The sequence below is a fragment of the Pedobacter albus genome (genome assembly GCF_036324255.1).
GTDB lineage: Bacteria > Bacteroidota > Bacteroidia > Sphingobacteriales > Sphingobacteriaceae > Pedobacter > Pedobacter albus.
In genome coordinates this window covers 775620-793886 of the sequence record NZ_JAZDQT010000002.1, presented here as the reverse complement: position 1 = coordinate 793886, position 18267 = coordinate 775620, and the positions used below count along the sequence as shown (strand labels likewise).

Sequence of the window (18267 nt, the reverse complement as noted above, 5' to 3'; positions counted from 1 at the left end):
TCTGGCCTAAACGCTCCGGTAGCGGAGCAGAGGAGACCCTGTTTTATGATGAGAAAGATTTATCTGTTTCTGGTTGTTGCACTGTTTGTCCAAGGGGCTTTGGCCCAAAGCAAGGGCGAGCTCATCATCGTTAAAGACCCGCTCATCGACAGCCTCATTGCCAAAAGGCTCGAGCTTAACAAAAAGAAAGCTACTGTTACTAACCCAGGCAGCACGGCCATTGTGACCGATATGGGCTACCGGGTGCAGGTATTTTATGGCTCCGACCGGCGCGAGGCCTTTAGTGAACAGACCCGTTTTAAAAACAACTACCCCAAGCTAGGGGCTTATATTACCTACAAAGAACCTAATTATTACCTGCGCGTTGGCGATTTCAGAACCAGGATGGAAGCCCAGCGTTTCCTGACCGAACTGAAAGCCAGCTATCCAACCCTGTTTATTTTTAGGGAGAAAATCAATGCGCCAGAACTGGAAGAAGTTAACAAATAGCTCCTCCGTTATTTAAAACCAACACAGATGAAAGATAAAATACAAGAATTAGCCGCCCAGATATACAACGACGTAGTAGGCTATCGCCACCACATCCATGCCAACCCAGAGCTTTCTTTTAAAGAGTTCGAAACTTCGATGTTTATCAAAGACAAGCTCAAAAAATGGGGCATCGACTATACCGACATGGCCAATACAGGCGTGGTGGCTTTAATCAAAGGCGCTATTCCTTCTGATCAGGTGGTGGCCTTGCGTGCCGATATGGATGCGTTGCCGATCCACGAGGCCAACGACAAGCCTTACCGCTCCAAAAACCATGGCGTTATGCATGCCTGTGGGCACGACGTACACAGCTCGTCGCTTTTGGGCACAGCTTATATCCTTAACCAATTGAAAAACGACTTTGCCGGAACCATCAAACTGGTGTTTCAGCCAGCCGAAGAACTGTTGCCGGGCGGTGCCAGCATCATGATTAAGGAAGGCGTGCTAGAAAATCCGAAGCCACAGGCCATGATAGGCCAACACGTGATGCCCCTGATCGAAACCGGCAAAGTAGGTTTCCGCTCCGGAATTTACATGGCCTCTACCGATGAATTGTATGTAACCGTGCACGGCAAAGGCGGTCATGGTGCGCAGCCACACCAAAATATAGACCCTGTGTTAATTACGGCACACATTATTGTGGCTTTGCAACAAATTGTAAGTCGCAATGCCGATCCGCGCTTGCCATCGGTGCTTTCTTTTGGCAAGGTAAATGCCAACGGTGCTACCAATATTATTCCGAATGAAGTTAAACTGGAAGGCACTTTCAGAACGCTGAACGAAGAATGGCGAAGCGAAGCCCATAAATTGATGAAGAAAATGGCCGAAGGCATTGCCGAGAGCATGGGCGGCCGCTGTACTTTCGACATCATGCGTGGCTACCCTTTCCTCATCAACGAAGAAGAACTGACCGACAGGGCCAGAACCTATGCTGAAGATTACCTGGGCAAGGAAAACGTAATCGACCTGGATATTTGGATGGCTGCCGAAGACTTTGCCTACTATTCGCAAGTAACAAATGCTTGCTTTTATCGTTTAGGTACAGGTAACGAGGCCAAGGGAACCCAATATTCGGTTCATACGCCAAATTTCGACATAGACGAAGACGCGCTCAAAACCTCAACGGGTTTAATGGCCTATATCGCCTTGAAACAATTGGGTAACTAGAGGTAAAAGATGGAAGGGAATTCATCTTGCCTCTTCCGTTTTACATTTAAGGCAGGATATTTGTATTTAAAGAACTGATGAAAAAAATATTGTTATTGCTGGTATTAACCCTTGTTGCATTTGGAGCAGGTGCGCAACAGATCCAACGTTTTAATCCAGATACCATTCCTACCATACAGCTCGATTCGGTAGTTAATATCAAGGCCAAGCGCCTCAATATAGAAACCTTTATCGATGCCATTATTAACGATACCAGTTTTTATCAGGCTTTTCGCAACATGAAAAAGTACACTTTCATTGCCGAAAATAGGGTTTACACCTACGATAAAAAAAACAAGGTTGATGGCCGTATCTACAGAAAGATCAAACACAACAACGATGGTCCCTATAAAATGGAGTACCTCGTAAAAGAAGACAACGGCAAGATTTACAAGAAAAACGGCAAATACCAGCTGTACACCGTAGAAATGTTCGACTACATTTTTATGAATGCCTACAATACCGATTTTGTGCCCAACTCGGCGCCAAGTACGGGCGGAGGCAAAAACGAAAGCTATAAAGACAAGCTGAAGACCCTGATTTTTAATCCGGGGCGCCCCATTAAAGGCCTGCCTTTTATCGGAAACAAAACGCAGATCTTTACGGCCAACATGCGCCAGTACTACGATTATACTTTTTACAGCGGTACCTATTTGGATTCTATCCCGGTTTATCGCTTCAAGGTATCGGTAAAACCCGATTTGAGCAGCTGGACCAAAGACGGCTTGATGATCAAGGAGCTGGTTACCATTTTCGATAAGCGCAACTTCGAGATTTTGGGCCGCTATGTCGATATGAAGTACAGCAACATGCTCTTCGATTTCGACGTGCAGATGAACATCGAAATGAGCTATTTTGACGAGGTAAAGCTGCCCACCAAAATTACCTATCAGGGCAATTGGGATTATCCCTTCAAAAAGGAAGAACGGGCCAGTTTTCTGATCGTGCACAAAGATTATAAACTGGGCAAGGGCAAATAGTTTTGCCCTCGCAAAAACCCAAAAGATTGCTATCTTTAAGCATTCATTAAACCGTTACAACATGCACTTTAAATACCGCTTAACCATCGGGCTTGGCCTGCTTGCCTTATGCGCTTTCGCCACTAATTTGCAGGCGCAGGTACTCAGCTCCAAACAAATAGATAGCGTTGCCGAAAAAACACTGACCACTTTCGATGTGCCGGGCATTGCCGTGGCCGTGATCAAAGACGGAAAGCTCATCCACGCCAAAGGCTATGGTGTACGCTCCATCAAAACCAATCAAAAAGTTGATGAGAACACACTGTTTGGCGTAGCCTCCAACACCAAGGCCTTTACCGCCGCCGCATTGGGCATGTTGGTTGATGAAAAGAAAATTACCTGGGATACCAAGGTTACCGATGTTATTCCTGAGTTTAAAATGTACGATGCCTTTGTAACCAGCGAGTTTACCGTAAGGGACTTACTGACCCACCGCAGTGGCTTGGGGCTAGGTGCTGGCGATTTGATGATTTGGCCAGATTCATCAACCGTTGATAAAAAACAGCTCATCCATAACTTACGGTTCTTAAAGCCGGTTTCCTCTTTCCGCACCAAATATGATTACGATAACCTGATGTACATTGTAGCCGGCGAAGTTGTAGCCAGGGTTTCGGGTATAACTTATGAAGATTTTATAGAAAGCAGGATCATCAAGCCTTTGGGCATGAACAAAACCGCGGCTTCTTGGTACCGTTTAAAAGACAAATCGAATGTAATTGATGGCCATGCGCCCTACGAAGGCAAGCTGTTGCCGGTAGGCCTCAGCTTTGGCGAAATTGCCAATGCCGCAGGAGGCATCTACTCGAGTGTAACCGATATGAGCAAGTGGGTAACCGCCATGATCAACGGAGGCAAATACGGCGACAACCTCGAAAAGAAACTGTTCAGTCCGGCGGTAGCCAGAGAGTTGTGGACCCCGCAAACCATCATTGCTGGTGGCAATCCGGCTAGTTTCAGCAGCTATGGCTTGGGCTGGTTCCTGAGCTCGGTAAACGGCAATTTCCAGGCTACGCATACCGGCGGCCTTTCGGGCATTGTAACCCAGGTTACCATTTTGCCAGAACTGAAACTGGGTATTATCGTGCTCACCAATCAGCAATCGGGCGCAGCCTTTAACTCCATTACCAATTCCATTAAAGACGGCTACTTGGGCATTAAGGGTCAAGACCGCATCAAGGCGTATAACGATAACCGTTTGAGGAACGAGAAGCAAGCCAAGGAAATCGTAGACAAGGTTTGGGCCGATATTGCCGCTGCGCAAAAGGCAACCACCACAAAGCCTGACGTGAAAAATTATTTGGGCACGTTTAAAGATGATTGGTTTGGCGAAGTAACCATTAGCGAAGTGAACGGGAAAATGCACTTCCAGGCCAAGAATGCACCAAAGCTGAAAGGCGATATGACCTATTACAAAGGCAATACCTTTATTGTGAAGTGGTACGACAGGAGCTTGGATGCCGACGCCTTTGTTAACTTTGGCCTGAGCAATGAAGGCAAGGCCGATGGCTTTAAAATGGAAGCCATTTCTCCTTTAACCGACTTCAGTTTCGATTTTCAGGACTTAGACTTTAAGCTAACCACTAAAAAATAACAACATGAAGAACCACATCAAACCAATTGGCCTAGTTGCAGTTGCCCTTATTTTAACCTTAAGCATAGCCATGAAAGCAAAGCCCAAAAAAGTAATTTTCTTTGGCGATTCGATTACACAAGCCGGCGTGCAAGGCAATGGCTACATCAACCAGTTGAAAAAAGTATTAGACCCAGACAAATACGAACTGATTGGGGCAGGTGTTAGCGGTAACAAAGTATACGATCTTTACCTGCGCATGGAAGAAGATGTATTGGCCAAAAAGCCAGACCTGGTTATCATTTATATAGGCATTAATGATGTATGGCATAAACTGGGCGCCAGAACCGGTACCGATTACGACAAATACCTCAAGTTTTACCAAGCGCTGATCAATAAAATCCAGGCCAACGGTGCCAAGGTGGTGGTATGTACCCCATCGGTAATTGGCGAGAAAAAAGACGGCACCAACGAAGCTGATGCCGACCTGAACAAATATGCACAAGGCGTTAGGGAATTGGCTGCTAAAAATAACCTGCCACTTTGCGATTTGAGAAAGGCCTTTACCGAATACGAAACAAAAAACAATACTGAAGACCTAGAAAAAGGCGTGCTAACTAGAGATCGTGTACATTTGAACGATGCCGGCAATCAATTTGTAGCCGATCAAATGTTGCCTTTTATTAAATAAATCGTCATTGTAAACGAAGCGAAAAGCGAGTAAAGCAGTTTGTTTGAGCTAGCTAGCTTTGTCAGGCTTCTCCGTAATGACGAACCCCAAGAACAATGATCAACCGCGAAACCATAGACAAAATAATGGATGCTGCCCGCATAGAAGAGGTAGTAGGCGATTTTGTGCACCTTAAAAAACGCGGTACCAGCCTCATTGGCAATTGTCCGTTTCACGGCGAGAAAACACCTTCCTTCCACGTTTCGGTAAGCAAGGGCATTTACAAGTGCTTTGGCTGTGGCAAAGGCGGCGATTCGGTGCGCTTTATCATGGACCACGAAAAATATTCGTATCCCGAAGCGCTCAAATTCCTGGCCAACAAATACAATATCGAGGTTGAAGAAACGGTTGATAGCCATCAGGATGTAGAGGCCCAAAATGCCCGCGAAAGCCTGTATATCGTTTCGCAATTTGCAGCGAACTTTTTCGAAGATCACCTGTGGAACAATGACGAAGGCCGTGCCATTGGCCTCAGCTATTTTAAGGAACGCGGTTTTAGGGAAGACATCATCAAGAAGTTTAACCTAGGCTACTCGCCCGATGTGTGGGATGCTTTAACCTTAGATGCCCTCAAAAACAAACATACCGAAGAATACCTCGAGAAAACGGGTTTGGCCATCAGAAATGACAAGGGCAAGCTGTACGACCGTTTTCGCGGTCGGGTGATGTTCCCCATCCATAACTTTACCGGCAGGGTAATCGGTTTTGGCGGACGTACCCTAAAAACCGATAAAAACGTTCCCAAATACGTAAACTCGCCCGAAAGCGATATTTACCACAAATCGAATGTGTTGTATGGTCTTTTCCATGCCAAAAAAGCCATTCGCGATCAGGATAACTGTTACCTGGTTGAGGGATATGCCGATGTGCTTTCGGTGCATCAGGCCAATATCGAAAACGTGGTGGCCTCGTCGGGTACTTCGCTCACCATTGAGCAAATCCGTTTGATTGGCCGTTTTACGCAAAACATTACCATTTTGTACGATGGTGATGCGGCCGGTATCAAAGCTTCGCTAAGGGGCTTGGATATGATCTTGGAAGAGGGATTGAACGTAAAAGTGGTTTCTTTTCCAGATGGCGACGACCCCGATTCGTACATGCATAAAGTGGGCGCCGGCGAGTTTAAGGCTTATGTAGAAACCAAACGTCAGGATTTTATCCTGTACAAAGCCAATATCCTCTTGGCCGAAGCCGGAACAGACCCGATTAAAAGGGCAGGCATCATCCGCGATATTGTAGAAAGCATTGCCAAGATTCCTGATAACATCAAGGCATCGGTTTTTGTGCGCGAATGCAGCGGCCTGTTGGGCATCGAAGAACGCATCTTGCTGAGCGAGCTCAACACCATGCGTGTGGCCAAGCTGAAGAAAAGCGCTTCTTCAGGGCCTTCCCGCCAGCCTGTGCACCCCGACATGCCACCCGACGATCTTTTTGCCGAAGATGGACCAAGCAATCAGGCTACGGTGCAGCTTTCGGCCGATGATGAACGCCAGGAAAAGGAAATTGTACGTTTGCTGTTGGCTTTTGGACATGAGTTGGTGAGTTGGGACAAAATCGATAACATGTACATCGGATCGTTCATTATGCAGAACCTGACCGACGTCACGTTCGAAAATCCGCTCTGCAAAAAAATCATCGATCATTACCGTACCGAGATAGAAAACGGTCAGTTGCCAACCGCCAATCAGTTTATCAAGAGCGAAGACCGTGAAATTGCCGATTTGGCCATCACTTTGTCTACCTCGCCCTATACGCTGAGCGAAAACTGGTACAACAAGCATACCATTTACGTACGCGACGAAACCGTTAACCTGAAAGCGACCATTTTGGGTGGCCTGTATCACCTCAAAAAACGAAAGGTAGACAAGATCCTATTGGATTTGCTACAGGAAATCAAGCACGAAAAAGACGTCACCAATCAGGAGATCCTGATGCAACGCTATGCCTTTATCAAAAACGTAGAAAAGGAGATTTCGAAGTACCTGGGTTCGGTAATTGTGAAATAGGTTTTAGTTGGCACTTGCCAGTTCGCAGTTATCGGTTGGCAATTTTCAGCTAAACAATCCAACAGTTGAGCGATTTAACAATTTAGCAATCCAACAATTCGACAATCCACCAATGAACTAACCAGCCAATGAACCAATCCACCAATAAGCTAATGAACTAGTGAACCAATGAACCAAAAGCAATGGCTACACACAACGATTTAGGCAAGCGGGGCGAGGTCATAGCCGCCAACTATTTAATCGGTTTGGGCTATGAGCTGCTCGAAGAAAATTGGATTCATGGAAAAGCAGAGTTAGATTTGGTAGCCTATTTAAATGGCCAGCTGATTTTTGTAGAAGTGAAAACAAGGAGTTCGACCGCTTTCGGACAACCCGAAGATTTTGTGGACCAGGCCAAACAAAAACAGCTTATCCAGGCCGCAACGGCTTATGTGGAGCTGATGGACCATCAGGGCGAAGTGAGATTTGATATTGTTGCCGTTTTATTTGATACACCAAACCGTTATACCATAAACCATATTCAAGATGCATTTTGGCCCTTTTAAAACCAATAACCTCATTCGTATTCAACTCGGCGTCTTGCTTGCTGTACTATTTTGTCTGGCTTCCTGCAAACCCGATGGCAAAGATAGCTACATCACTTTTAGTGCCCCTCAGCAAGGTCAGCAGATTGTACTTGGTCAGCCGATCCCTTTAAATTTAGATATAGATAAAAGCGAGAAAGTCGAAGAAATCAGCTATTACCTTGATGGCAAGCTAAAGGCCTACTTACATGATCATTTTGGCCCTGTCAGCATTAAAAGCGACAGCCTATCGCTTGGCTATAAAAATTTAATGGCAATCGTTACCAAAGACGGCAAGAAGGATACCATCACCACCAACATCATTTTAACGAGTGGCGTAACGCCCAAACCGCTCAGCTATAAAGTGGTCAATACCTTTCCGCACGATACCAGCGCCTACACCGAAGGCTTGGCCTACGTAGAGGGCAAACTATTGGAAAGTACCGGCGAATATGGCAACTCTAAACTCAAATATGTCGATTTAAAAACGGGCAAGACCCTGCAACAGATCCAATTGCCAGCACAATATTTTGGCGAAGGTTCGCTGAAGTTGGGCAACAAAATCATTATGCTGACCTGGAAGGAAAACACGGGCTTTGTGTTCGATGCCCAAACATTTAAACAGTTGGCCACCTTTCCTTTCAGTCGAGAGGGTTGGGGCCTGGCATTTGATGGCAAGAAGATTTTGCGTACCGATGGCTCCAACCGCATCTGGTTCATGAATGCCGATACCTATCAGGAAGAAGGCTATATAGAGGTATACGACAATAAAGGACCGGTTGAGCAGCTTAACGAACTCGAGTTTATAGACGGCAAGATCTATGCAAACGTATACCAAACCGATAAGATTATTCGCATTGATCCCAAAACAGGCATAGTTGAAGCCGAAATAGACCTCACAGCGCTAGTGCCCAAAAATTTCTTTAAAACACAAGACGAACAGAACGGCAATGTGCTCAATGGCATTGCTTGGGACGCCAAAGGCAAACGCCTTTTTGTGGTTGGCAAAAAATGGCCCAAGCTTTATGAAATCAAATTGGCGGAGTAGGTCGGCTTAAATCAGGATTTTGCTGTCGTGTTTAATAATTTCCCGTATAAAGTCATCGTACGCCCATAGCCCATATCTATTGTACTGGTCACTTCTCCAAGTTTATTGATAGCTAACCTGATGCGATAAGGGTGCGAATAGGGGTTGTCTTTACAGTCGATGCTAATGTTCAGCACGCCATTCTTCGCCTTGCGGCTACTATAGTTAAATTTGGTGGAGGCAAACTTAACATGGCCTAACATGGGCAATTGAGCATCTTTGATGTAATCTGGTAGCGAAGGCATATAAATGTCTACACTGTCTGGTTTTACGTTTAAGTAAAAGATGTAAGCGCTCAAGTCTATACTCCCCAATGAATTATCAGCCGTATAGTTTGATTCTTTTTTGTCCAAAGTCATTTGGGTAGGCTTGAACAAAAAGGTTTTCGAACTTACAATTTGGTTAATGGCATTTGAGTCGATCTGTGCATAGCAAACCGATGTGAATAAGAGTAGCAGGGCCAATCCAGCGATTTTTAATGTTTTCATGATTGAACAATTAAGGTTAAATATTTGTGTATGTTCAATTTAGAAAATAAGCTGCATTTTTTGCAATGACTATTTACTTTTATTTTCGCTCAGGTAGCCATTGTAGGTAATAGCCTGTCTGTTGTTGCTCACCATGCTGAGGGTAGCATAACCGCTTTCGCTGATGCTAAAGGTTAGCTGCGGACCATCTTTAACGTCTTTGGCGTAGATTCTAACGTCCCATCCGCCTCTTTTGCGCTTGGTGGTGTCGTAAATAAAGTTCTTGCTGGTAAACTTGAAACCGCTTTCTTCATTGCTGAGTGGCGCGGTATAAGACCTGCCGTAAAAAGGCAGATAGGCAACTAGGCTGTCTTTGGTAATGCGTACGTCGTAATTGCTGCCTGTAAGGTTAATGTTGCCCCCATTGGCACCTCCTCCAGGCATCTTCGATAAAATATTGTTGATGTCCGACCCGTTGAGCGGCGTGGCGCTTGTGGCCACAAAAGTATAGTTCTTGTCTTCCACAATTTTGCGGGTCGTGGCTTTATCGGTTTGGGCAAAGGCTGTAGTGGCCAAAAAAGCCAAACCTGCCATAGCTACTAAGGTTTTAAATGATTTCATGATTATGAAGTATATTTAATGCTTAAATCAGTGCTGAATAACAAATTCAACATCAGCTATATGATTAATAATATACCGATTTTCCATAAAGAAAACGAAAAAAGGGCGGAAAATATTTCTTCCGTCCTTCTTTCAACCTTAAAAACTACGAAATGGTAGCCGTTAATATAGTGCCCGAAATGCTCGTGTTGTAAACTTTGAGGGCGCTGGTGGTTCCCCCGTCGTTAGGCTGCCTTAAAATGGCGCCACCCGAGGTGTACTGCGAAGCATGCAGGCTGCATTGGATCAGGTTGCTGGCTTGGACCCAATTTAATGCGCCACCTTGGTGCGGACAAGCCGCTTGGGTGGCTACAAATGAAGAAGTACTATTTCCAGCAGCCAATCTGATAAACAAAACACCTCCTGTTGCCACAAAAGAGCCAACCGTGGTGAGTTGCGTAGCAAGGTCTATACTTGCGGTAGCACCAGGCGTTCCACCTCCGCCACCACCGCCTCCTGCCGGACTTGGCGTAGGGTCATTAGACTTGCTTCCACAGGCCGAAAGGCAAGTTCCAGCGCATACCAGGGCCACACCAAGCCCTAGGGATTTGATAAATTCATTCCGTTCCATAAAATTATAGTTTTAGTAAATTGTCGATTTTGTATCGGGGTTTTTAGATTTAAAAAGGCTAAAGTTGCGCGAAATGGTAAAGCCGAAGCGGACGCCACCGTCGGTCCACGATTTTTTGGTATTGGCTATAAAACTGTTTTCGTTGATGTATTCCGAATTCATGAAGTTGAGCGAGAAGATGTGTCCGCCGGTTTCTATCTCCAGCCCTACGCCCAAAGGATTGTATAGGGGGACGGCCAGCTTGCTCGGTCGCGATAGGCCGTTAACCAAGGTGTAATCGGCCACAAATGACAGCCGCTTGGTGAGCTTAATCCGACCGGCGAAACCCAGGGTAAACAAGTTTTTAGGGTCGTTAGGGTCGGCAGTTACCGAGCGGATCAGGAAGGCAGGCATTACCTCCAGTGAAATGCGTTGAGAAAACTTCCTCGAAAATATAGGTTGGATCAAATAGCTTAGCCTGTTGCCATAATTGGCAAATTCGGTGTCGGTAAATGGTTTTCGGGCCACCAGGCCTGCTTGTGCCAAAAACGTGAGGTTAATGGGCATGCTTCCGTCGCTGGTTTGTTGCAACAGCTTTTGTTTGACGTAGAGGTTAAAAAGTTCGTCGTGCTTGCTGCGGCCAAAGCCAATGGTCAGGTTATCGGTTAGGCCATAATCGAGCCCGATAAAAAGATCGGTGGCCACATCGAGGCCGTACAGCGTGTGTGCGCTTCCAAATTCGCCCCCAATATCTCCAAAATGATGCCTGATCCTTAAATCGAGGTCGTGTTTCTTTTGGGTTTCGGTAGAGTGCGAAAGTACCACATGCGTTGCCTTAAAGGTGGCTTCTACCTTGTTAAACTTCTTGGTGCTGTCTAGTTGGCCCAACAGCGTCTCGGCGGTTTGCGCACTAGCTCTCATGGCCAACAAGGCCAAAACCAAGATGAGGTAAATTAAAAGCTTAGACTTTTTCATAACGTTTATTTGAGTGGCTCTAGGGTACCTTGTATAGTTACCTTGATGACTTCGGCTATTTTGGCAAACACAAGGCGCGGAATTTTGATTTGGTGGTCTTTGCAGGCTACTTCAAAGCTCGAACTGATGCTTACAGTATTGCCCTTGATGGTTATTTTGCCCGTTATTGTGCGGTTTTGGTCAACGCCATGTACATTGAGCACGCCTTTTACGGTAACGGGGTATTCGCCGTCTTTGCTCCAATCCAACTGGGGTGTGATGGTTCCCTTAAATTTGGCCATCGGGTACTTGTCGCTTTCCATGTAGTTTTCGTTAAAATGCTGCTGCATCAGCTTTTTGTCGAACTCGAGGCTTTTCATGGGCACTTGTACCGCCAGCTCCTGTTTATCGGCTACCAGTACGGCACTTGCCGAAGTGCTTGCGGCTTTGATGTCTTCAACCGGGGTAGAAGAGAAAATAGTCATCTTCAAACTTTTGCCCACATAATTTTGGGCTTCGGCTTTTCCAATCAGGCCAAGGCAGAGCAAAGCCACCCAAACCAGTTTATTTCTTGTTGAGGTCATAACGCAGTTTTAAGGATACACCACTCGATTTTAAAGGCACGCTTCCTTCGCCAATACCACCCAATGGGATTTTAACGTAAGGTTCTATGCCGAACCCGAATTTGCTGTTCAGTTTGATGTTGTAAGTGGCCGAAAGGTCGAGCACGCTCAGGAAATGCTGATTGGCATTGGTTTTTTGCGTAAGCCTATCGGCTTTGCCACTGGCGGCCGTGTATTTGAACACGTAATCTTCTTTCAGCATGAGGTAGCTAGATAGTCCGCCGTTCAGCTCAATGCTGCGGCTTTTGTTATCGCTCAGCAGGTAAGAGGCTCTCAACGGAATTTCGAGTACCTTACAAGCCGCATTGATTTGGGCAATGCTGTTCTGTACATTCGGATTGCTGAATTTATAGTCGTAATTGCTGGCCGTATAGTTTTTGGCGCCATAAATCACACCGGTTTGGACGGTTATTTTTTTGCTGATGCCCACGCCAACGGTAAATCCGAAAGCTGCGGTTCCCTTGCCACCTACCAAGCTGCTTGTAGAGTTAAAATCAGGACCTGCACTAATGGCCAGGCTAATCGGGATTTTACGTTTCGCTTTTGGCTTTTTGGCCACATTGTCTGTTGTATCAACGACATTGATGCTTGGCGAAGTGAGTTGCGCTATCACCTGTTGATCGGTCAATTCGGCATTTTGGACAGGTTTTACAGGTTGTGCTGCCGTTGGTACGGCATTGGCAGGCGCCTGAGTAACGTGGGCTATGGCGTTGCCTGAAAGAGGCTTATCGTTATTGTCGGTAGTTGCGATTGCCGTAGCCCGATGTGCTTTTGGCAATTTGTTGTTTGGGGTAGCCGAATCGGATTTTTGGTCAAGCGGTTGGGCTTGGGCCAGCTCGGTTGTCGGTTTGGGTGCCTCAACCACAGGTTTTTGGGTTTGTTCGGGTTTGTTTTTGCGGGCAGTTTGTTGCTTAGGCTGTTCTTGACCGTTGAACAGGAAGAAGCCCAAACCAAACGAAAGAAACAGCAAGATAATGCTGGCATTTCTCAGCCAGATCATCCGATCTCTTTTTTGGAGCTTTTTCTCCATCTTTAACCAAGATTCTTCTTCAAACTGCAGGTACTCTTCAGTTACCCGTGTTTTAAAAGCCTGGTCAAAATCTTTATCGTTCAGTTCTTTCATTTTTGATAGCTCATTTGTTGCTGATCGGTGACTAAGGTCTCGGCCAGCATCTTTTTTAAATTTTCCCTTGCCTTAAACAGATTCGATTTGGAGGTGCCCACCGAGATGGAAAGCATTTCGGCAATTTCCTCGTGCGAGTAGCCGTCTATGGCAAAAAGGTTAAAAACCGTCCGGTAGGCATAAGAAAGTTTTTGAACCAACCTGATCAGGTCTTCATAGTGTAAATGGGAAAGAATATTCTCTCTATCTTCCAATTCGTGCTTAGCGTTAAGTTCTTCCATTTCCATTTGTTTTATCCGGTTTCTGTAATGGTCTATCGAGGTGTTGATCATAATGGTACTGATCCAGGCATTAAAGGAGCGTTCTTTGTCGTAGCGCTGCAGGTTTGTAAATACCTTCATAAAACCATCGTTTACCAACTCAATTGCTTCGTCTTTGTTTTTGGCGTAGCGCAAACAGATCCTCATGGCATAGCCATAATAGAGCCGGTAAAGTTCCTTCTGACTTTTCCGGTCTTTCTTGATACAGCCATTGATGAGTTCGGGTGTAAGCAAAGTAATTTTGTTTAGTTATATGCAGTTACGGTGGCGATGAGCTTGGGGTTGCCTTGCTATAGAAATTTACGCAATAAAAATTTGCTTTAAATGAAAAATCGCTACCCATTGATTAATTTTCAATGAATAGCGATTTGTGCTTGCCAGTTTGCGCTGGCGATTTTCAATAAGGAATATGCAATTTATTATTGCGATTAGTTCTTTTTAAAAAGTCCCGCCTTTAGATTCGAACCCATCGAACCTTCGGCTAGCTGCAGGTAATTGCGTTTGCTCTGGTCTTTTTCAATTTTTACGCTTCCGCTGGTTTGTACGTTTTTCATTTCCAGAAAATCTGTTGAAGTGGCATCGTTGCCACTTAAAGGGCCACTTCCATAACCTGCCAGATTGCTGTAATCGGCAAAAAGGCAATCAGAAGCTTTGTAGTGGCGCGTACTTCCTTTTTCTCTTATCCATACGGTACTGCTATTTGCGATGATGTTGTGATGGAATTCGAAATCATCGCCATTGGTGCTTTGCGTAGTCCAAACGCCACTAAAATAACAGCCGTATACCAACGAGTAGCGCATGGCATTAGGGCTGCCGGTGCCTCCATCGGTTTGCCAAAAAACAACGGGATTTTTGCAGTTGAAGAAAACGCAATGATCGATAACCAGGCCATAACCATTGGCTATTACGCCCACGTGTAAAGGCAATACATCCACATTTCCGGCAAATAGGCATTGCGAAACGAGCAAATCGTCCAGTTTTTTGCCGTCACGCCATATCGGATAGGAGCGGCGTAGGTTCTTGCCGTCCATGTAAGAATAATCCGGACTGCCGGTAAATCGGAGGCCTTCAATGGTTACATGGCTAACTTCTGGTTGTATGCCTTTGGCTTCTTCGCCACCCACGCCCGATACCAGTGGCACCGCTGTTACAACAACGGGCATTTTTTGTGGAGTCCAATCGGCATCGTCGGGCATAACAGCTGCACGAATAACCAGACGGTTTTTAAGGGTATACTTATCATTGGTAAATACAACGGTTTGGGTCAACAAGTGTACGCCTTCTGAGAGGAAGATGGTGGTTGATGCCCGCTCTTGGTTGAGGTTTACGCGTTTTGCGGCCTCTAGCAATGTCTTTAGCGGACTTGTTTTTGTTCCGGAATTGGCGTCGTTGCCGGTCTGTGGATTAACATATAATTGTTCGGCCTGTACCAACAGCACGCTCAGGGTGAACAATAGGAAGCTCAGTGTGTATTTGATCATGTTCTTTTTGCTGTAAAATTAGAACATGCTGACCCTCTTAAAATGGTCATTTTAACTTTAAAATAGTCAATTATATCTCCTTGCGGTATTGTTGGGGAGTAATGCCCGTCAGCTTTTTAAAGAAACGGTTAAAATTAGAAGGGTCTGAAAAGCCAAACTCGTAGGCAATCTCTTTGGCCGATTTGTTTTGATAAAGCTGTTTTTTTATGGCCGAAATCAGCTTGTAATGGATCATCTGTTGGGCCGATAAGCCACTAAACTGCCTGCAGATTTTATTGAGAAAACCCGGGCTCACACTCAGCATTTTGCTGTAGGCTTCCACACTTCGGTCGTGCATAAATTTCTTTTCCAGCAAAGATCGAAACCGATAAAAATCGGAGTGGACATAGGTATCTCTTTGTACGTTGTAAACACCCGCATAATCTCGGTTGAGAACGACGAGCAGTTGATAGAGGATGGCTCTGATCAAATGGTTGCTGTCGTTTTGAAGCTGCCCAAACTCCCGTTCTATGCCGTATAGCAGTTCGAGGCATTGCGCAAATGGCTGTTCGGCAAGCTGCATATCGGTTGGACGCGAATATTGATGGAAATATTGAAATCGATAGAGGAATAGCTCGTCCGAAAAAAAGAGATGGAGAAAGTCTTTTTCAAAGAATAAGGTATAGCCGCTTACCGGCTCCTCAATTTCCCAACGGCGCACTTGTCCGGGGCTGGTGAAAATAATGGTTCGTGGGCTTATTGGCGTCTTGTTTTCATCTAACGAAAAAGTGCCCGTTCCCTTTTCGATGAAAATAATTTCGTAAAAACTGAGCTGATGTAAGGTGCTGTCTAATACATAATTATTCAATGTTTCGATGCGCCCAATATCCAATAGCAGTTCTGAACCATATTTATAGGGGAGAAAATGATAGGTTTTAACTTTGGTGCCCGATGCCATTTCTTTTTACAGCTGCTTGCGCTAGAGGTGCGTTAAAAATACAATTTCTGTGGCCTATAGCATTGCCAACAGCTTACGCCGTTGGCAATGATTTTGCTATCTCCAGCTCTTATACTGGTTAATCAAGCCGTTGGTAGAAGAATCGTGGCTGCTTACCGGTTTATCGTCTACTAGCTCGGGCTGTATTTTTTGTGCCAGTTGCTTGCCCAGCTCAACGCCCCATTGGTCGAAGCTGAAAATGTTCCAGATAATGCCCTGTACAAAAATTTTGTGTTCGTATAGTGCAATTAAGCTGCCCAAGCTGTAAGGTGTTACTTTTTTAAGGAGGATGGAATTGGTTGGCCTATTGCCATCGAAAACCTTAAAAGGAGCCAATTTGGCAATTTCTGCTTCAGATTTGCCTGCTTTTTTAAGTTCTGCGATCACTTCTTCTTCGCTTTTGCCGTTCATTAAGGCCTCGGTTTGGGCAAAAAAGTTAGACAATAAAATAGGGTGGTGGTTGCCCAATGGATTGAGGCTCTGTGCCGGTGCTATAAAATCGCAAGGAATAAGACGGGTGCCTTGGTGGATCAGCTGGTAAAAAGCGTGTTGTCCGTTAGTGCCCGGTTCGCCCCAAATTACCGGACCGGTTTCATAATCAACGGCGTTTCCGTTTCTATCCACGTGTTTGCCATTGCTTTCCATGTCGCCTTGCTGAAAATAGGCCGCAAAACGGTGTAGGTATTGGTCGTAAGGCAAAATAGCCTGGGTTTCGGCATTAAAGAAATTGATGTACCATACGCCCAACAAACCCAAAATTACCGGAACATTTTGCTCAAATGGCGTGTTTTTGAAATGCTGGTCGGTGGCATGCGCGCCAGCCAACAGTTGTTTGAAATGATCATAGCCGATGCCCAAACAGATAGACAGGCCAATGGCGCTCCACAACGAATAACGGCCACCTACCCAATCCCAAAACTCGAACATGTTTTCGGTGTCGATGCCGAACGCGGCTACGTCTTTGGCATTGGTTGATAGAGCCGCGAAGTGCTTGGCAATATCTTCTTTTTTGGCGCCACTGTCCAAAAACCAGTCCCTGGCGCTGTTGGCGTTCGTCATGGTTTCTTGCGTGGTAAATGTTTTAGAAGCCACCAAAAACAAAGTCGTTTCTGGGTTTACCGCTTTTAAGGTTTCGGCTAAGTGTGTACCATCCACATTAGAAACAAAATGCAGGTTTAAACGGATTTTGTAGGCTTTTAAGGCTTCGGTAACCATTACGGGGCCCAAATCAGAACCGCCGATGCCGATATTGACAATGTCGGTAATGGCTTTGCCGGTATAGCCTTTCCATTCGCCAGAAATAATTGAATGACTGAATTTCTCCATTTTGGCCAAAACCGCATTCACTTCGGGCATTACATCTTGGCCATCCACCAAAATTGGCTCGTTGCTTTGGTTGCGCAAGGCAATGTGCAGCACGGGGCGGTCTTCGGTTTGGTTGATTTTTTCGCCACTGTACATGGCTTTAATGGCTTCATCCAGCTTGCATTCGCGGGCCAACTGCACCAACAGGGCCATGGTGGTATCGTTGATTCTGTTCTTGGAGAAATCGAACAAAATATCTTCGAACAAAATCGAAAACTTGGCAAAGCGCTCGGTATCCTCGGTAAAAAGATCCTTGATGCTTTGTTGGTTAATCGCTATAAAATGGTCAGCCAAATATTTATAGGCCTCTGTTTTGGTAAAGTTGATGGTTGGAAGCATAGCATATATGTTTTTTGTAAAAGTAAGAAAGCAAACAATTTAAATTGTCTTTTAATGTTCAAAAACCATGAAATTTTTCTATATTCAATAACCAATCAGCCCGCCTATTGTTCGATCGTTTTATATAATCCATCAACTTAAAAAAATTAAACCATGTTAGAAAATCTGAATGAACTGGTGCGCGAAAATGCGCAGGATGCTGTTGTAAACAATAGCGAAATACCAAACGAACATAACGAAGCCGTAATTGAAGCCGCATCGGGCTCTATTTTCGAAAGCTTGAAAGAACAGGTTTCGTCTGGAAACTTTAGCGGCTTGGCCGATATTTTTAACGGGGGCAATGCCGAGGGCTCTGCGGTTGCCGCACAGGCTTCGGGCAGCTTTGTAGATAAGCTGAGTGGCTTGGGCATTAATGCCGAAACTGCTAAAAACGTAGCCTCGAGCATTATTCCTTCGATCATCGGTAAGCTTACCCAAAAAACCAACGACCCGAACGACAGCTCTTTTAACCTGCAGGATGTTTTGGGCAAACTGGCTGGTGGCAGCGACGGAAAGTTTGACCTGAGCGATGTGATGGGCATGTTTAATGGAGGCAATCAAGCGCCCAATGCCGACGGACAAGCCGAGGGTGGTGGTATTGTAGATAAACTCAAAGGACTATTTAATTAGTGCCTATTCCTATATTTTAATACTCAAT

The 18267-nt window shown here is 45.3% G+C and carries 19 protein-coding genes; 9 read left to right on the top strand and 10 right to left on the bottom strand.

Going from position 1 to position 18267, the window contains the following annotated elements:
• Window positions 1-45 precede the first annotated feature (45 nt).
• The 8 genes from VRU48_RS13280 (at window position 46) to VRU48_RS13245 (ending at window position 8673) form a co-directional block, all read left to right on the top strand.
• The gene (locus tag VRU48_RS13280; RefSeq protein ID WP_330108402.1) at window positions 46-489 is read left to right on the top strand and encodes an SPOR domain-containing protein; all 444 of its coding nucleotides are present in this window, start codon (window positions 46-48) and stop codon (window positions 487-489) included.
• A gap of 27 nt (window positions 490-516) precedes the next feature.
• Window positions 517-1698, top strand: a complete 1182-nt coding sequence (locus tag VRU48_RS13275; protein ID WP_330108401.1) for a M20 metallopeptidase family protein — start codon at window positions 517-519, stop codon at window positions 1696-1698.
• Window positions 1699-1775: 77 nt separating this feature from the next.
• Window positions 1776-2717: a hypothetical protein gene (locus tag VRU48_RS13270; RefSeq protein WP_330108400.1), complete on the top strand. Its 942-nt coding sequence runs from the start codon at window positions 1776-1778 to the stop codon at window positions 2715-2717.
• Between the two features lie 61 nt (window positions 2718-2778).
• Window positions 2779-4347 carry a serine hydrolase gene (locus VRU48_RS13265; RefSeq protein ID WP_330108399.1) on the top strand — a complete coding sequence of 523 codons (1569 nt, stop codon included), beginning with the start codon at window positions 2779-2781 and terminating at the stop codon, window positions 4345-4347.
• Between the two features lie 4 nt (window positions 4348-4351).
• Window positions 4352-5017, top strand: coding sequence for an SGNH/GDSL hydrolase family protein (locus VRU48_RS13260; RefSeq protein ID WP_330108398.1), 666 nt, complete (start codon window positions 4352-4354; stop codon window positions 5015-5017).
• A gap of 95 nt (window positions 5018-5112) precedes the next feature.
• On the top strand, window positions 5113-7062 hold the full coding sequence (dnaG, locus tag VRU48_RS13255) for a DNA primase (RefSeq protein ID WP_330108397.1): 1950 nt from the start codon (window positions 5113-5115) through the stop codon (window positions 7060-7062).
• Window positions 7063-7244: 182 nt separating this feature from the next.
• Window positions 7245-7607, top strand: a complete 363-nt coding sequence (locus VRU48_RS13250; protein WP_330108396.1) for a YraN family protein — start codon at window positions 7245-7247, stop codon at window positions 7605-7607.
• 34 nt (window positions 7608-7641) lie between these two features.
• The gene (locus tag VRU48_RS13245; RefSeq protein WP_330108395.1) at window positions 7642-8673 is read left to right on the top strand and encodes a glutaminyl-peptide cyclotransferase; all 1032 of its coding nucleotides are present in this window, start codon (window positions 7642-7644) and stop codon (window positions 8671-8673) included.
• A gap of 11 nt (window positions 8674-8684) precedes the next feature.
• On the opposite strand, the gene VRU48_RS13240 is transcribed toward VRU48_RS13245, so the two are convergent.
• The 10 genes from VRU48_RS13240 to pgi all read right to left on the bottom strand — a co-directional run bounded on the left by VRU48_RS13240 (window position 8685) and on the right by pgi (window position 17570).
• The gene (locus tag VRU48_RS13240; RefSeq protein WP_330108394.1) at window positions 8685-9200 is read right to left on the bottom strand and encodes a DUF4251 domain-containing protein; all 516 of its coding nucleotides are present in this window, start codon (window positions 9198-9200) and stop codon (window positions 8685-8687) included.
• Window positions 9201-9269: 69 nt separating this feature from the next.
• The gene (locus tag VRU48_RS13235; RefSeq protein ID WP_330108393.1) at window positions 9270-9800 is read right to left on the bottom strand and encodes a DUF4251 domain-containing protein; all 531 of its coding nucleotides are present in this window, start codon (window positions 9798-9800) and stop codon (window positions 9270-9272) included.
• 145 nt (window positions 9801-9945) lie between these two features.
• Complete coding sequence (locus VRU48_RS13230; RefSeq protein WP_330108392.1) at window positions 9946-10410, bottom strand: QcrA and Rieske domain-containing protein; 465 nt, start codon at window positions 10408-10410, stop codon at window positions 9946-9948.
• Window positions 10411-10422: 12 nt separating this feature from the next.
• Complete coding sequence (locus tag VRU48_RS13225) at window positions 10423-11364, bottom strand: DUF5777 family beta-barrel protein (protein WP_330108391.1); 942 nt, start codon at window positions 11362-11364, stop codon at window positions 10423-10425.
• 5 nt (window positions 11365-11369) lie between these two features.
• Window positions 11370-11927 carry a YceI family protein gene (locus VRU48_RS13220; protein WP_330108390.1) on the bottom strand — a complete coding sequence of 186 codons (558 nt, stop codon included), beginning with the start codon at window positions 11925-11927 and terminating at the stop codon, window positions 11370-11372.
• Window positions 11908-13089 carry a hypothetical protein gene (locus tag VRU48_RS13215; RefSeq protein WP_330108389.1) on the bottom strand — a complete coding sequence of 394 codons (1182 nt, stop codon included), beginning with the start codon at window positions 13087-13089 and terminating at the stop codon, window positions 11908-11910. The genes VRU48_RS13220 and VRU48_RS13215 overlap by 20 nt, the downstream gene beginning before the upstream one ends.
• Window positions 13086-13643, bottom strand: a complete 558-nt coding sequence (locus VRU48_RS13210; protein ID WP_330108388.1) for an RNA polymerase sigma factor — start codon at window positions 13641-13643, stop codon at window positions 13086-13088. Before VRU48_RS13210 ends, VRU48_RS13215 begins: the two co-directional genes overlap by 4 nt.
• A gap of 194 nt (window positions 13644-13837) precedes the next feature.
• Complete coding sequence (locus VRU48_RS13205; RefSeq protein WP_330108387.1) at window positions 13838-14890, bottom strand: hypothetical protein; 1053 nt, start codon at window positions 14888-14890, stop codon at window positions 13838-13840.
• A 70-nt stretch (window positions 14891-14960) separates the two neighbouring features.
• Entirely contained in the window at window positions 14961-15827 is an 867-nt protein-coding gene (locus VRU48_RS13200; protein WP_330108386.1) for an AraC family transcriptional regulator, read from the bottom strand.
• A gap of 96 nt (window positions 15828-15923) precedes the next feature.
• Complete coding sequence (pgi, locus tag VRU48_RS13195; RefSeq protein WP_330108385.1) at window positions 15924-17570, bottom strand: glucose-6-phosphate isomerase; 1647 nt, start codon at window positions 17568-17570, stop codon at window positions 15924-15926.
• A 153-nt stretch (window positions 17571-17723) separates the two neighbouring features.
• Here pgi and VRU48_RS13190 point away from each other — a divergent pair, with 153 nt between their 5' ends.
• Entirely contained in the window at window positions 17724-18239 is a 516-nt protein-coding gene (locus tag VRU48_RS13190) for a DUF937 domain-containing protein (protein ID WP_330108384.1), read from the top strand.
• Window positions 18240-18267: the final 28 nt, after the last annotated feature.